The organism is Acidobacteriota bacterium (assembly GCA_035471785.1).
Classification (GTDB): Bacteria; Acidobacteriota; UBA6911; order RPQK01; family DATIPO01; genus JANQFM01.
Genome location: DATIPQ010000133.1, coordinates 40,722 through 55,841, shown reverse-complemented (window position 1 = coordinate 55,841; position 15,120 = coordinate 40,722). Strand labels below are relative to the sequence as shown.

The window sequence follows — 15,120 nt, the reverse complement described above, 5'->3', positions numbered from 1 at the left end:
TGTCGCACATGAACCAGATCGCCAAGTCCCTTCCGCAGTTGTGCCGGCTTTTGCTTCTCTCTTGCTGCTGCTTCCTCGAGGCTCAGCCCGTGGAAGAAGTCGAGTTGGAGGTGCTGGGGCCTTTCGGGGGCGATGTGCGTTCCCTGGCCATTCATCCCCAGCGGCCCGACACGGTATTTCTGGGCACTTCCGACAGCCAGATCTTCAAGTCGACCGACGCCGGCCTGAGCTGGGAGCGCTTGCTGCCGGGACTGCCGCAGCGCCATCTGGTAGTCGACAACCTGCACTTCGACCCAGCCGACCCCGACACGCTCTATGTCGGAGCTTGGGAAACTAAAAGCGACTACGGCGCGCTTTTCGTGACCCGCGACGGGGGGAAGGACTGGCAGGAGATTCCGCTGGGGCAATATCAGATGAGCATTCGCGCCATCGCCGTGGCGCCCTCCGATTCCCAGGTCATCGCCCTGGGCATTTCCGAGGGGGTCATCCTCAGCCACGACGGAGGGGCAAGCTGGCGTCGGGTAACCCGCGGCTACCGCAGCCTCTACAACGTGGAATCCCTGGCTTTCGACCCCAGCGACGGGCAGACCCTCTACGTGGGAACCTGGAGGCGCGGTTGGAAAACCGTCGACGGGGGACGGACCTGGAAGCCCATGCACCAGGGAATGGCCTTCGACAGCGACATGTTCAGCCTGCTGGTCTCGCCACGGGATCCCCAAGTGCTCTTCTCCAGCGCCTGCACGGGCGTCTACAAGTCGACCAACGGCGGAGAGAGTTGGGTCAAGCTGCGCAATGGCCTGCCTAAAGAGGCGAAGCGCACTCGCATGCTGCATTTCGATCCTGCCGACCCCTCCATCGTCTACGCGGGAACCACCGTCGGGCTCTATAAAACCGAGGACAACGGCGCCCGTTTTGAAGAAATCTATCCAGGAGTGGTGGTCAACGCCATCGCTGTCCATCCTCTCGACAGCCGCATTGTGCTGGTGGGGGTGGATGACGCCGGAATCCTGCGCAGCCAAGACGGCGGACGCACTTTTCAGCCCTCCAACCAGGGCTTCACCCATCGCCACATCTCAGCCCTGGCCTCGGCTCCCGGAGACTCCGGACACTACTATGCGGCCATAGCCTCGGACGGATCCCATGGAGGGTTTTTCATCACCCGCGACCGGGGCCGCCACTGGCAGTCTTACAACGACGGATTGGAGGCGGCCGTGTCCTCCATCCGCCGGATCCTGCCCTCGCCTGACGGCGAAGTGCTGCTGGTCACCGGGGATGGCCTCTACCGGGGACGGCCCGGCCAGTCTTCCTGGACTCCTCTGCAACTGCCCAAAGGGCCTCAGATCGGCGATCTGGCCCCGGTGCCGGGCCGCGACCAATTGCTCCTGGCTACTGCCCAGGGGGGCCGTTTGGCCGATCTGTCTACGGGACGCCTGCGCTCCATCGACCTGGGCGTTTACGAGGGACCCGTTCACGCCGCCTTGCAAACCCCCCAGGGCGGACTGATGGTGGGGACCGAGATGGGCGTCTTCTTCAGCCAGGACGGCGGAGAGAGCTGGGCCATCCGCGTCCAGGGCCTGCCCTACACCCCGGTGCAGCGCCTGCAGGTGGCGGGGGACGGGGCCGTAGTGGCGGCCACTCCGCGGGGACTCTACCTGAGCAGCGACCAGGGCCTGACCTGGAATCCGGTGGAAGGGCTGCGCCGTGACGGCCTGACCGCCGTGACCGCCGATTCCGGCCGCCGGCTCTTCGCGGCCGATCTGAGCGCCGGTTACTTGTTCTCGCGCTCTCCGGAGGATGGTTCCTGGCGGCGCCTGCGTCTCAAGGACGCTTCCAGGGTAACCGCCCTGGCCGCGGCGTCCGACGGTTCCCTGCTGGTGGGGACCCTCACCGACGGGCTGTGCCGGCTTGATTTCCCTGCCCGGGCCGCCATGGAAGCCGGGTCGCGTTGAGGACTCGCCATGTCCCTGCCTTCCTATTCAACCGCCTTGCTGCTGGTGGCCGGCGCCATGCTGGTGTTGGCCGGACTCTACCTCTCGCGCCGCCTCTGGCAGGTCGAGGGAGGGGGCTTGCAGAGTTTGCCCGGAAACGATCCCGACTATGGCGAGCAGATCATGCCGCTGATGATCTACGAAGAGCGCTATCCCGCCTTCGGACGCATTGCCGCGCTCGTCTTCGGCCGCTTCCCGCTTTCCCGCTTTCTGCCCGACGAGGACTTCCGGCGGGCCCTCGACTACTTGAGCCGGCAAGCCTTCCAAGAGGCCTCCAGCCGGTCCGCTGAAGCCGCCATGTGCGTCATCGTCAAGACCTTCGTTTCCGACCCCGAAGTCCAATACCGCTGCCGCCCTCTCGACGAACTCGTCGACCAGTTCCTGGCCGAGATCGAAATCGACTGATGGCCAGACGCCTTCAGGATGCTGCTAAACTGTTCTGTTGAGATAGCCAATGGGTTCCCGCGTGAGGAGAGCGTGGCAGCCTCGAACAACAGATGGGCAGATGATGCGTTTCGTGATCCTTTGGTGGTTGCGGTCGGTTCAGCGGCGGCCATTCTCGAGCTTTCTGTTGATGGTGACGTCTTTCTTGCTCACGCTCTCGACACCTGATCTACTAGGCGGCGAACCTAATCCAGGCGCAGCATTCAGCGCCTCCCTGAGGTGGATTGCTACAATATCGATGGGAGCCATCGTGGCTTTCACCGTCTACTCGATGCAGAGGGATGCTGCTCAAGCCAAAGCGCTTCTTCACTTGTGGGGTCATGCTCGCCTCCAGCTGTTCTTGCTGGAAATCAGCGTTCCAGCTTTGCTTGGTGGGCTGCTCGCTTTCCTGACTTGGCCTGGTCTTTCTCAAGCCGGGCTTCTCGCGTTGGCGTCAATGGCGATCGTCTATTCATCCGGCGCAGCAATCGCTCTGGCGATAGCTCCACGTTCCAGTCCCGACCGCTAGCCTGAAGACCCGCTTCCCGCTCGGATCGAGTTTCACCGTCTCTCGCTGTATATGCCATGTTGATAATAGTTGAAAATAAGTTGACATTTAATTGTACTTATGGTAATACCGCATGAAACTCTAGATAGGTAGTCTATGATTGTACACTCGATAGCTGTTGTCTGAGGCTTGCCGCTTCATCCGACACTCAAGGAGATGAGGTGATCATGCGGAAAATTATGCTGATCTGTTTCGCGATGGCTTTCTTGACTGTCGCTGTGCTATTCGATCCAGCGATGATCAGCGGCGAACCCCCGTGCAGGCTGGTGGCCGAATGGGGCGAGCGGAATGCAGAACATCTGCCCAAGGCGTATTGGGAAATCGTGACTTTCCCCTATCCATACCGAATTCAGATCTTCTCTCGCCTAACTTCGGACGAGAAGGCCCGCTTCTTTCAAGAACAGATCTCCAACTTTCTCGCTTCCGATGCCGGCTTGTCAGAAGGCCAGGTCCGCTTTCTAGAGGAGGCCCGTCAGGGCCTTAGTCGTGATCTCTATGAAGGCTCCTCGGATCCTGCCTTCCTAGTAAGGTACGAAGCAGAGGCAGCCGAGATCCTCGGTCCGGAACTGGCATTGAGTCTCTTCCAGACTCTGGGCCCGCGTGAAGTCAAGACACCTCTAGGCTTACTTGCCATCCGAACCAATCTGACAGCGCTGGTGAAGGGCTGGTTCACAGCGACGGCCTTCACAGGCTCGTGTATCTGCAATCAGAATATCTGGTGTCAATGGTATGGATGGGGCAACTGCGACCTCGGTGTCTGCGAGGCCACCGTTGCAGGGTGCGGTCTCTTCGGGAATAGCGAGTGCACTGGCGGTTGTGAGTTCTTTGATGAGGATCCCACTCAGAGCGGCGGAGCAAGCTGAGCTTCTTTTCAAGACCTTTCGGAGGGCCTCATGCCATCTTTGGCACCAGAACCGGCTTCCCACCAGGCCATCGAGATCGAAAGGGTGAAGTTCTGCGCCGGAGTCTGCGCCGCAGGACACCAGCGAGTATTGCTCCAGGATTTGAATCTCAGTGTTTCCCCTGGAGAATTCCTCACCATCACAGGGCCAAGCGGGATCGGTAAATCTACACTTCTTGACCTCATTGGTGGAATCAGGTTGCCTGAGGCAGGCGCCATTCGCATCTTTAACACCGAGATCTCGCTTTTAGGGGGACGCGCTCGCCGCCGTCTAAGGCGCTTGTGCATTCATTATGTGGATCAAGGCCTTCACCTCCTGCCACACTTGACTGTCCTCGAGAATCTGTCAGCCAGCCAGTTCTTCCAGGGCTGTTCCAATTTGATGACTGTGGAGAAAGCTATCGAAGTCCTGGGGCTGACAGAAAAGCGGCGCTCTCTTCCCTATCAACTCTCTGGAGGTGAGCGGCAACGGGTTCGCATCGCCCAGGCACTAGTGACCGAGACGCCGATACTCCTGGTCGATGAACCATCTTCTAACCTTGACGCCGAGAATGCTCTGCGCGCTTTCGAATGCTTGCAGGCACAACACCAAGGGGGGAGGACCATCGTCATGACGACCCAAGACAAGACTCTCCTTCGTGCTGCCCCCAAGGTAAAAAGCCTCGAGGAATTTCAGGCTGGCGGACGTCAAACATAAAAGGGCTCAGTTCCCCCCTTTGATCAACCAGTTCCTGGCCGAGATCGAAATCGACTGATGGTGCAGGAGGCCTGGCGGCGGAGGGCTCTCCAAGCCTGGTTAAAGGGACAGTGCCTTGTGCTAGAGTGCCTTTGGTGGACTGGAAAAGCGAAATCAAGAAGAAGCTTGAGGAGCACGCACAGAAGAAGCAGGATCTGTCCGCGCCGCAGGATGAGGACCCGGCCCAGGAGCCGGATGCAGCCGAGGGAGCTTCCGAGAACGGAACCGAAGCTTCGGAATTTACGGTTTCGCTGGGCCAGCGTCCTACTCTGAAACGCCCTCCCAACACCTTCCTCCGCGACGAAACGTTCACGCTCCCCTCGCCGCAAGAGCTGGCGGGGAAGGGAATCGACGCCCCGGCCGATGACGCTTTTCCCCCAGAGGAAGCGGGTCCGGACCCCGCTGCGGATACGGAGAGCGAGGAGGACGATCAGCCGGAAGCTGTCGAAGCCGCCGAGGAGGAAATCCAGGAGAAAGCCGCGGCAATGCTTTTCGAAGAGGCGCCCGAGGCGGAGGATGAGGAGGAGGTCGACGAGATCCAAGAGGCCGATGAGGCCGACCAAGCCGATGAAGCGGTCCAACTGGAACTGCTGGAACGCGCCTTGGCACCGGACCGCAAAAAGGGCGGGGAGGAGGCCCAGGACAGATCCATCGTCACCTTCCAAGACCGCACCGATACCCAGCTCTCGCCCCTTGACCGGCCTTTGCAGCGCGGCGATTGGGAAAGCGACGACCCGCAAAGCGTCTCAGGAGGGTTTTTACGCGATCAGTCTCAAGAGCAAGGCGATGAAACCCCCGATTCCTCAGACTCGCCCTATCGGAACGACTTCCCAGACGAAGACCTGGATGAGGCTGATGAACTGTGGGTGCCCAGGGAGATCTTCGTTTCTCGATTCCTGGCCGGCCTGGTGGACCTGATTCTGGCCTCCTTCACCGGACTGGTGTTCGCTTTCGGGGCCTCCCGCCTGCTGGCCTTGGACTTGCTCACACGCCCTGCTTTGGAGATCGGCGGCATACTGGGCTTGATCTTCTTCCTGGTCGGCTCGGTCTTCTTTCTGCGCTTGAGCGGACAGACGCCGGGAATGCAGCTCACCGAACTGCGGGTGCTCCACCAGGAGTCCCCATCGGTGCCCACCGGAGCCGCCCTCATCCGTGTGCTGGCCTTCCTGCCTTCGCTGGGACTGCTTTTCGCGGGACTGCTGTGGGGACTCTTCGATCCCTGGGCCCGCTGCCTCCATGACCGCCTCTCTCAAACCCGCGTGGTCTACCGCAAAAACCACTAGTGCTGCCGGTCATAAGTTCTGAGCCAGGCCGTCGTTTTTTGTCCCTTCTGAAAGGGACAGATCCGCCCAGGCCCGCGACTGTGTTAGAAGTCAAGTCCGGGCTCGCTGAAGGCGAGCGATTCGTCAGCCCAGGGTCAGCCCCGGCGAGCGCCAGCGAGACGGCGGCGCCACCCTGGGTTTCAGACGGCCAATGTGCCAACGCTGAAAGCGTGGGATAACGCCACAGGGTGGCTCAAAACTTCTGGCGCACTGCACTAGCCCGATCTAAGGTTACTGCTGGGAGGGGGCATTGTCGGGGGTAAAGGGCGGACGGCAGGGAGAGCCTTGCTGGAACCTGCTCAAGTCAACGCCCAGACGTCGGGCCAGGTCCTGCTCGCCGTTGGCCTCGGCGATCTTGATCATGCGCTTGGTCCAGTCGGCGGCTTCGGCGCATTGGCCGGCTTCCCCTAGAGCCAGCGCTACGGTGTAGCCGTGGGCCAGGCTCTGGCGGGCCGAGTAGACGGCTTTGGCCAGTTGCACGGCACGCTCTCCGTTGCGCAGGGCCGGATCAGAGGCCGTGGCCAGCAAATGGGCCCAGGCGTGCAGCAGGCGTCCCCGGCCGGGGACCTCCTCCTCAGCCGTTTCCAGGAGGAGCAAGGCATCGGCCGGCTGACCGGCGCTGACCAGCCAATCGACCGCCCGCAACACGACCGCTTCGTCCGAGCGGTCATGCTGGGAGGCCAGAACAGCCAAGCGGTCAGCATGCTCCCCGTTGAGGCGGACCGACAGGCGAGCTGCCCATTGCAAGGCCTGAGGGTCGTCGGGCCGCTCCTGCAGGACGGCGAGAAAGTGCTGGAGGGCCTCGGCAGGTTGCTCCTTCATGAGCAACGCCCCCAGGTTGAAGTGAGCCGACGATTGCCGGGGCTCGAGTTCCAGCGCTTTTCTCAAGTGCTCCCGGGCTTCCTCCTCCCGGTCCAGGCGCGCCAAGGCAGTAGCCAAGTTGACGCGCGCTCCGGCATTCTCAGGAGCCGCTCTTACGGCTTCGGCGAAGGACTCTGCCGCCTGCTCGATAAGGCCGTTTTGATACTGGGAGCGTCCGCGAATCGTGTAGATCACGTAGCCGCGCTTGAGATCGGCCATAGAGTCGGCGATGGGGTCGGCGGGGGCCACGCCCACCGTGTTGCGCCGGGCCAAGTGTTTGCGCGCCTCCTCCAGCTCTCCCATTTCACGGTAAGCCATCCCCAGGGCATAGTGAATGCGTCCGGCCTCGGGAACGGCTTGCAGGGCGATTTCGAAGTTATCGCAGGCGCTTTGCCAGTTGCCGCGGGCCATCTCAACCTGACCCATCCCGAAACGGGCCGCGGCGTCTCTCGGGTTGTCGTTCAAAACCCGTCTGAAAAGGAGCGCGGCCTCATCGCTCCGGTTCTGCTCCAGCTCGATCCTTCCCAGGTGGACCCTGGCGGCCGTAAGGTCATCGTCAATCCTCAAGGCTTCTCGAAAATAGAGAGATGCCTCTTGCAGGCGACCCTGTTCCTTCAGCAGCAGGCCCATCAAGTGAGGCCACTCCCGCGTTCCGCTGTCCAGCCGATAAGCGTTCCGGTAGGCGGACTCGGCGGCATGGTGGAACTCGTAGGCATGATAAAGGCGCCCCAGGTCTCCGTAAGCCTGGGAGAGTTGCTGATCAGACACCTCGGTTGCCCCCAGAGCTCTGAGGCCCTCGTTGGTGGCTTCGATCTGGTCTCTGACCACCTGCTCCAACTCCTCGGTGGGCGGGACGGCAATGGGTTCCAGCCCGATCCGAAGCGGTTTGATCACTGTTCCCTGGGCCAGGCCCATGGGAAATGCGGTCAGCGCCCAGACCGCCAGGGCCGCGAAAGTCTTGGACAAGTGTCGGATCATATGTCTGAGGATAGCAAAATCCCTCCTGCCGAGAGCCTCGCTTTGGCAAGACCCGCAGGATCGAGTAGCATCCCTTCAGCCTCACCCATCAACGACCAGCAAAGGAGCAACGATGAATCGACGTGAATTCCTGCAAAACTCGGCGGGTGCTGCGGCCCTGGCCACGGCCACGGTTTCAGGCCGGCTCCGGGCTCAAAGCGCCGCCACTCCGGTGGTCGTCTCCAGCGCCAATGGACTGCAAGCCACCGAAAGAGCCATGCAATTGCTGCGCGACGGCGCCGACACGCTGGAAGCGGTCGTCTCGGGCGTGGCCTTGGTTGAGAACGATCCCGAAGACCGCAGCGTGGGCTATGGAGGGCTCCCCAATGAAGAGGGCGTGGTGCAGCTCGACGCCTCCGTCATGCACGGGCCGACCCGGGGTGCGGCCGGCGTGGGGGCGGTTGAGAACATCCGCAACCCGGCACGGCTGGCCAAACTCGTCATGGAGCGCACCGACCACGTGCATCTGATGGGAGAGGGGGCCAAGCGCTTCGCCCTGCAGATGGGCATGCAAGAGACCGACCTGCTGACCGAAGAGTCGCGCCGCATCTGGTGGGAGTGGAAGCGCTCGCTGAGCGACCGCGACGATTGGATCGATCCCGAGGAGCGTATCCCGGCCTCCATGCGTCCCGACCGTCAGGCCGCGCTGCGCCAGTACATGCGCCATCACGGCACCATCAACTGCAACGCCGTCAACGCCAAGGGAGAAATATCGGGAGTCACCACCACTTCGGGACTGGCCTTCAAGATACCCGGACGCGTAGGCGATTCGCCCATCATCGGAGCCGGTCTTTACGTTGACAACGAAGTGGGCGCCTGCGGCAGCACCGGACGCGGCGAGGCCAACCTCAAGACCTGCGCCAGCTTTCTGGCCGTTGAGTTCATGCGCAACGGAGATTCCCCCGAAGAGGCCGGACTAAAGGTTTTGCGCCGGATTGCCGAAAATACCACCGAGCCTTACTTGTTGAACGAGCAGGGACGTCCGCGTTTCAACGTGAACTTCTACCTGGTCGACAAGAAAGGCCGCCATGCAGGAGTGGCCATGTACAGCGGAGGCCGCTACGCCGCTTTTGACGCCTCAGGCAACCGGATTCGCGAGTCGGCTTACCTGTACAAGAGATCTGACGAGAGGTGACGGTCGATACCAAGTCTTTTCGTCGGAAGCGCTACCATGAGGCTGGAATGTCTCTGTCTTCGTGCAGGGCAATCTAAGCCAAGGCCCGAGCGAGAGACCCCGAGCCACAGGCATGGGGAAGCCAGGTCATAAGGGCGAAAAAAAATGAACGGTCAGCGCGGCAACGGAAAATTTGGATGCGTGGTCACCTTGGCTCTGATGGGGCTCTTCATTTTCATCTCCATCAAGGTCATTCCCGTCTACCTGGACAAGCTGCAGTTCGAGGAAGACTTCGCGCGTCTGGTGAGTCAGGCGGGTGCCCAGTCGATGAGCGTCAACGCGCTGCACAAGAACATCGAACGGATCGCCGACCTCTATGATTTCAAGATCGTCGAAAACACCCTGCAGCACCGGCGCAAGCAGTTCGCCACGGGTCCGCCTCAGCTCTACATCGAGGTCACCGTCTTTCGCGAGGTGGAGTTTCCCGGATACACTCATCGCTTTCAGTATCGGGTCAAGGAATCCACATTCATCGGCACGCTTTAGGCTCCTGTCCGGCAGAGTGCGGGAGTTGCATCCGCGGCGGCGCCGGTGGTATGCATGAGTCGACTTATGCAACCATCGCCCTTCCGCCCCCGCCACAAGCGCGTACTGGTGACTGGCGGAGCCGGTTTCATCGGCAGTCATCTGTGCCGCGCCTTGCTGCAGCAGGGACATGACGTCCTCTGCCTGGACAACCTCTACTGCAGCCGCAAGCGCAACGTTTTCGACCTCCTCTCCAACTCCCGCTTCGAGTTTCTGCGCCACGACATCACTCAGCCCATACTGCTGGAAGTCGATCTCATCTACAACCTGGCTTGCCCGGCTTCTCCGCTGCACTACCAGCACAATCCGGTCAAGACGGTCAAGACCAACGTCATGGGCGTCATCCACATGCTGGGCCTGGCCAAGCGGGTAGGGGCCCGCATTCTGCAGGCCAGCACCTCGGAGGTTTACGGCGACCCCAAAGAGCACCCTCAAGCGGAAACTTATTGGGGCCATGTCAACCCGGTGGGACGACGCAGTTGCTACGACGAGGGCAAGCGTCTGGCCGAAACATTGATGATGGACTACCACCGGCAGAATTCGGTCGACATCCGCATCGCCCGTATCTTCAACACCTACGGTCCCTTCATGCACGAGCAGGACGGCAGGGTGGTCAGCAACTTCGTGGTGCAGGCTCTCAAGGGAGAGCCGCTGGAAATCTACGGCGACGGCAGCCAGACACGCTCCTTTTGCTATGTCAGCGACCTGGTGGAGGGGCTTATCGCTCTGATGGAAAGCCAGGACCTTCACCAGCCTGTCAATCTTGGCAACCCCGACGAGTTCACCATCCTGGAGTTGGCGCAACTGGTACTGGAATTAACCGGCTCGGCCAGTCAAATCGAGTACGCGCAGTTGCCCCAGGACGATCCGGTGCGGCGCCGGCCCGCCATCGACCGGGCCCGCCAGGAACTGGGCTGGCAGCCCAAGGTCCCTTTGCGCCAGGGCCTGCAACTCACGATCGATTACTTCGACGACCTGATGCGCCATGGCCAATGACGATGGACAGGGAGGCAAGTATGGCCGCATGATGGCCGAGTACTCCACCATCTTGCTGCTCCTGCCGTCAGCCACTTTTGCGGGCTACCTGATCGGTTCATGGCTGGATGACTGGTGGGGCAGCGAACCGCTGATGGCGGCCCTGGGCATTCTGCTGGGGGCGGTGGTGGGATTTCACCAGATATATCGTGTCCTGATGCGCAAGCGGTAGCTGCCGGGGGGTGGGAAGGTGCATTTCAATCGATGGCTGGGCTGGCTTACCCTGCTGGCGGCTTTGGCCGCCTGGTGGCGGTACGGTATAGTCATGGCGGCGTCGGTTGCCTTAGGCGGGGCCGTGGCCTGGCTCAACGCCCGCTGGATGCGGGCCGGCTTGGACGCCGTCCTGACGCCCCAGGGACGTGAAAAGGCCGGGCGTATGGCCATGCTCTTCATGGCCCGCCTCGGATTGATCTTCCTGGTGCTGTCTGTTATCATCCTGACTTCTTTTTTGAGCGTCCTGGGCGTCATCGCCGGCTTGTCGCTCGGGGTCATCGCCGCCCTGGTCGACGAGGCCAGACAAATCAAGTGGAAAGTTCGCTGAGATAAAACTGGATCAATGGAACATCACGAGCCATTCATCGCAGAGATCGTAAACCACTACATCGCCAACCCCATCGCGGGATGGTTCGGATACCATCCCCACGGCGATCACGGCGGCGTGCTGCCCGGGCATTTGGTGATGATCATCATCGCCTTCCTGTTCCTGACGGTTTTCTCGCTTTGGCTGCGCCGCCGCCTCAGCGTGGACTCGCCGGGCGGCGTGCAGCAGGCGCTGGAGCTGACCATCCAAGGGCTGAGGAGCCTGGCGCAAGACGTCATAGGAGCCCGCAACCGCCGCTACTTCCCCTTGTTGGGCGGGCTCTTTTTCTACATCCTGGTTTGCAACTGGATGGGCCAGATTCCGGGATTCGCTCCTCCCACGGCCAACTTCAACATTCCGGTTTCGATGGCCATCTGCAGTTTTCTCTACTACAACTTTCACGGGGTGCGGGTGCACGGCCCCGTCAGGTATTTGATCCATTTCGCGGGTCCTGTCCTGGCTCTGTCCTTCATCGTCTTTCCGATCGAGATCATCAGCCATGCGGCCCGCATCGCCTCGCTGTCCATCCGGCTTTTCGGCAACCTCTTCGCCGAAGAGTTGGTGACCGGCAGCCTGGCCACCATTTTTCCCTTCGTTGTCCCCTTGCCCACGGTGTTGCTGGGCTTGTTCGCCGGACTGATCCAGGCCTTTGTTTTCGTGCTGTTGACCATGGTCTACATCGGAGAGGCGGTCGCAGAAGAACACTGACCCCGTCGGACGCGAGGGGACGCGCCCCGAGCTTTTTAATCGGATACGACTTGCTGAAAATAAGGAGAGTCTTGCAATGATGAGAAAGATCGCAATTACCGCTTTCGTTCTGCTGCTTTTCGCCGTGGTGGCCCTTCCGGCCGCCGCCCAGGGGGACGCCGCTTCCTCGTCCGGCGGCACCCTTTTCTGGGGGCTGTCGATCGGCATGGGCATTGCAGCCGCCGGTTGCGGACTGGCCCAGAGCAACGCACTGAGAGGCGCTTGCGATGGTGTGGCCCGCAATCCCGGCGCGGCCGACAGCATCCGCCTGTTCCTCTTCCTGGGGCTGGCGCTGATCGAGTTCTTGGCCCTGCTGACTTTTGTGATCTGTTATCTGGTTTACGGCCTCGCCAGCTAACAGAGCCCGGAGCTTGCGAGCGGCGGAGGCGCCAACAGCCGTCTTCGTCGCTTCTCCGCTTTCTTCCCTTTTTCCCCACCTCGACCGTTCCATTGCCAGCCCCTGCGCTTTCCCTTGGACGAGAACGGCGCGGCTGTAGTAGGATTTGCGGCGCCCATGGAGTCCCTGGAGTTTTTTCAACGCTTTCGCGAAAATGTCCGCCAACGGCCGGACCACGCCGTCTTCCAGATCATCGAAGAGGAGGGTCGGGAGACCTTCAGCACCAGCCAAGTGGCGGACGGGCTGCAGCGGGTCAGCCTCTTTTTGCAGCGGCAGGGCCTGCAGCCGGGCCAAGCCGTAGGAGTCCTGATGGAGAACCATCCGCGCTGGGGCGTGGCCTACCTGGGGGCCCAGAGCGCGGGGATGGTGGTGGTTCCCTTCGACATCCTCCATTCAAGCAAGACGCTGGCCGAGTTGATCGTCCACTCGGAGTGCCGCCTGCTCATCACCTCGTCCGGGCTGGCCGACAAGATCCGCGAGATCCAGGAACGGCTCGGTGATCCGCTGCCCGTGTTGGTGGCGGGAGAAGGCCAGGATGAAATGCCCCAGTGCTGGCATCGCTGGGAAGACCTGATGGCGGAGGACCTGGAGGAGCCGATCCCCATGCCGCTGGTGGAACGCGATCCCCAGGATCCGCTTTCCGTCATGTACACCTCGGGGACCACCGGCGATCCCAAGGGAGTGGTGCTCAGTCAGGCGGCCATCTACCGCAACGTCAACGCCGTCTTCGAGCAGATCAAGGTCACCGAGAACGACCATATCCTCTCGGTCCTGCCCCTCTACCACGCCCTGGCCCTGATGGCCAACTTCATCATGCCCCTCTACGTCAACGCCCGCACCACCTATCTGCCGGCGTTGGACGCCCAGCGCATCCTCAAGGCGTTCCGCGAGGAAGGCATCACCATTTTCGTCTGTGTGCCTCAGTTCTATTACCTGGTGCACAAGCGCATCTTTCAGGAGGTTGAACGGCAGGGAATGCTCAAGCGCCGCCTCTTCAACCTCATGCTCAAGTCCTCTCATTTCTGCAATCAACACCTGGGCTTCAACCCCGGCAAGGTTTTCTTCGGCCGGGTGCGCAAGCCCTTCGGCCGCCGGTTTCGCTTCTTCGCCGTGGGCGGCGCCCGATTTGACGCCGAGGTGGCGCGCTCCTTCCGTGATTTGGGATTCACCATCCTCCAGGCCTACGGGATGACCGAAACGGCGGCGGTGGCCACCGTCACTCCCCTGCGCTCGCCCCGAGCCGTGGGATCGGTGGGCCAGCCCCTGCCCCACGTCCGGCTGCGCATCGAAGAGGCTGATGAAGAGGGCGTGGGAGAGGTGCTGGTGGGCGGCGGCAGCCTGATGCAGGGCTATCTCAAGAATCCCCGCGCCACCGAGGAGACCCTCGATAACGGATGGCTTCACACCGGGGACCTGGGTTATCTCGATTCCCGCGGCCTGCTCTACATCACCGGACGCAAGAAGGACGTGATCGTCCTCAGTTCGGGGAAGAACATCTTCCCCGAGGAACTGGAGCACTTTTACCAGGACGAGATCTCCCTCATCAAGGAGATCTGCATTCTGGGGGTGCCGGACGAGACCTCCGGGGAAGGGCAGGAAAAGCTGCATGCGGTGGTGGTGCCCGATTTCGAGGAGTCCAAGCGCCAGCAGATCGTCAACGTGGCCGACATGACCCGCTATCTGCTGGAAAACGCCTCCCAAAAGCTGCCTACCTACAAGCGCGTGCGCAGCTTCACCATCCGGCGCGATGCGCTGCCCCGCACCACCACCCGCAAAATCAAGCGCTTCCAGGTGCAGGAAGAACTGCAAGAGTCCGCTGCCCAAGCCGGCCGGGCTGAGGGAGAGGATCAGCCGCAAGCCGGGGACGAGCCTTCATCGGCGGTGGAAGAGCGCATCTTCGAGATGATCCGCAAAGCCAAGCGGGCGCCTGTCTTGCGCCGGTCCATGAATCTCGAATTGGATGTCGGCTTCGATTCCCTGCAGCGGGTCGAGTTCCTTTCCAATGTGCAGGAGAACTTCTCCGTCCACATCTCCGACGAGCAGGCCTCCGAGATCTTCACGGTCGAGCAACTGGTAGAGGCCGTCGAGCGGCGTTTGTCGGGTCAGGGCGAGGAAGGCGAAGCGGGTATCCGCTCCTGGAAGGAGATCCTGGAATCTGAACTCGAGGAGGGCGAAAAGAGGCTCATGAAAGAGGTCATGGACCCCCGGCCCTTTTACGAGCTGATCGTCTACCTGGTCACCCGTTTCATCAAAGTGGCGGCTAAGCTGCTTTTCCGCTTCAAGACCTGGGGACAGGAGAATCTGCCCCGCCAGTATCCCTTCATCATCTGCCCCAACCACCAAAGCTATGTGGACGCCCCCATGGTGGCCTCGGCTTTGCCTCCCCGGGTGCTCAAGCACACCTTTTATCTGGGCTACAGCGACTATTTCGAAAACGCTTTCATGCGCTGGGTGGCCCGGCTTTGCAAAGTGGTACCGGTCGACCCCGACCGCCACTTGCGGCAGGCTCTGCGATTAGGCGCCGAAGGTCTGCGCCGGGGGCAGGTGCTGGTGGTCTTTCCAGAGGGCGAGCGAACCATCGACGGCTCTCTCAAGCCTTTTCGCGGCGGTCCCGCCATTCTGGCCCAGGTCCTGCAGGTTCCCGTCGTGCCGGTGGCCATCACCGGCGCCTATCAGGTGTGGCGGAGGGGTTCGGGCAAGATCCGCCTCCATCCCATCCACATACGCATCGGGCGGCCCCTCGACCCGCCTGCCGAGCCCGAGCAGAGGGAGGAATTCACTGAGCGTTTAAAGGCCTCGGTGAGAGCGCTTATGGAAGAAGATGACCTGCAGTAAAAAGGGGGGGC

General features: G+C 61.4%; 15 protein-coding genes. 14 read left to right on the top strand and 1 reads right to left on the bottom strand.

Features of this window, described 5'->3' with window-relative positions; genetic code table 11:
* Positions 1-8: 8 nt before the first annotated feature.
* The 6 genes from VLU25_18740 (at position 9) to VLU25_18715 (ending at position 5,899) form a co-directional block, all read left to right on the top strand.
* Positions 9-1,949, top strand: coding sequence for a hypothetical protein (locus VLU25_18740; GenBank protein HSR69972.1), 1,941 nt, complete (start codon positions 9-11; stop codon positions 1,947-1,949).
* Positions 1,950-1,958: 9 nt separating this feature from the next.
* Entirely contained in the window at positions 1,959-2,393 is a 435-nt protein-coding gene (locus tag VLU25_18735; protein HSR69971.1) for a hypothetical protein, read from the top strand.
* 100 nt (positions 2,394-2,493) lie between these two features.
* Entirely contained in the window at positions 2,494-2,940 is a 447-nt protein-coding gene (locus VLU25_18730) for a hypothetical protein (GenBank protein HSR69970.1), read from the top strand.
* 206 nt (positions 2,941-3,146) lie between these two features.
* Positions 3,147-3,842: a bacteriocin fulvocin C-related protein gene (locus VLU25_18725; GenBank protein HSR69969.1), complete on the top strand. Its 696-nt coding sequence runs from the start codon at positions 3,147-3,149 to the stop codon at positions 3,840-3,842.
* 30 nt (positions 3,843-3,872) lie between these two features.
* Positions 3,873-4,577: an ATP-binding cassette domain-containing protein gene (locus VLU25_18720; protein ID HSR69968.1), complete on the top strand. Its 705-nt coding sequence runs from the start codon at positions 3,873-3,875 to the stop codon at positions 4,575-4,577.
* A gap of 134 nt (positions 4,578-4,711) precedes the next feature.
* Complete coding sequence (locus tag VLU25_18715; protein ID HSR69967.1) at positions 4,712-5,899, top strand: RDD family protein; 1,188 nt, start codon at positions 4,712-4,714, stop codon at positions 5,897-5,899.
* Positions 5,900-6,169: 270 nt separating this feature from the next.
* On the opposite strand, the gene VLU25_18710 is transcribed toward VLU25_18715, so the two are convergent.
* Entirely contained in the window at positions 6,170-7,765 is a 1,596-nt protein-coding gene (locus VLU25_18710; GenBank protein HSR69966.1) for a tetratricopeptide repeat protein, read from the bottom strand.
* 124 nt (positions 7,766-7,889) lie between these two features.
* Here VLU25_18710 and VLU25_18705 point away from each other — a divergent pair, with 124 nt between their 5' ends.
* The 8 genes from VLU25_18705 to VLU25_18670 all read left to right on the top strand — a co-directional run bounded on the left by VLU25_18705 (position 7,890) and on the right by VLU25_18670 (position 15,109).
* A complete protein-coding gene (locus tag VLU25_18705) occupies positions 7,890-8,951 on the top strand; it encodes a N(4)-(beta-N-acetylglucosaminyl)-L-asparaginase (protein HSR69965.1) in 1,062 nt (353 codons plus the stop codon).
* A 144-nt stretch (positions 8,952-9,095) separates the two neighbouring features.
* Positions 9,096-9,476 (top strand): hypothetical protein, encoded by a 381-nt coding sequence (locus tag VLU25_18700; GenBank protein HSR69964.1) that lies wholly within the window; start codon positions 9,096-9,098, stop codon positions 9,474-9,476.
* A 66-nt stretch (positions 9,477-9,542) separates the two neighbouring features.
* Positions 9,543-10,511: a UDP-glucuronic acid decarboxylase family protein gene (locus VLU25_18695; GenBank protein HSR69963.1), complete on the top strand. Its 969-nt coding sequence runs from the start codon at positions 9,543-9,545 to the stop codon at positions 10,509-10,511.
* Positions 10,501-10,722: an AtpZ/AtpI family protein gene (locus tag VLU25_18690; protein HSR69962.1), complete on the top strand. Its 222-nt coding sequence runs from the start codon at positions 10,501-10,503 to the stop codon at positions 10,720-10,722. The genes VLU25_18695 and VLU25_18690 overlap by 11 nt, the downstream gene beginning before the upstream one ends.
* Before the next feature lie 18 nt (positions 10,723-10,740).
* A complete protein-coding gene (locus tag VLU25_18685; GenBank protein ID HSR69961.1) occupies positions 10,741-11,091 on the top strand; it encodes an ATP synthase subunit I in 351 nt (116 codons plus the stop codon).
* 15 nt (positions 11,092-11,106) lie between these two features.
* Positions 11,107-11,838, top strand: coding sequence for a F0F1 ATP synthase subunit A (gene atpB / locus VLU25_18680; protein ID HSR69960.1), 732 nt, complete (start codon positions 11,107-11,109; stop codon positions 11,836-11,838).
* A 76-nt stretch (positions 11,839-11,914) separates the two neighbouring features.
* Positions 11,915-12,235 (top strand): ATP synthase F0 subunit C, encoded by a 321-nt coding sequence (locus VLU25_18675; protein HSR69959.1) that lies wholly within the window; start codon positions 11,915-11,917, stop codon positions 12,233-12,235.
* Between the two features lie 156 nt (positions 12,236-12,391).
* Positions 12,392-15,109 (top strand): AMP-binding protein, encoded by a 2,718-nt coding sequence (locus VLU25_18670; protein HSR69958.1) that lies wholly within the window; start codon positions 12,392-12,394, stop codon positions 15,107-15,109.
* Positions 15,110-15,120: the final 11 nt, after the last annotated feature.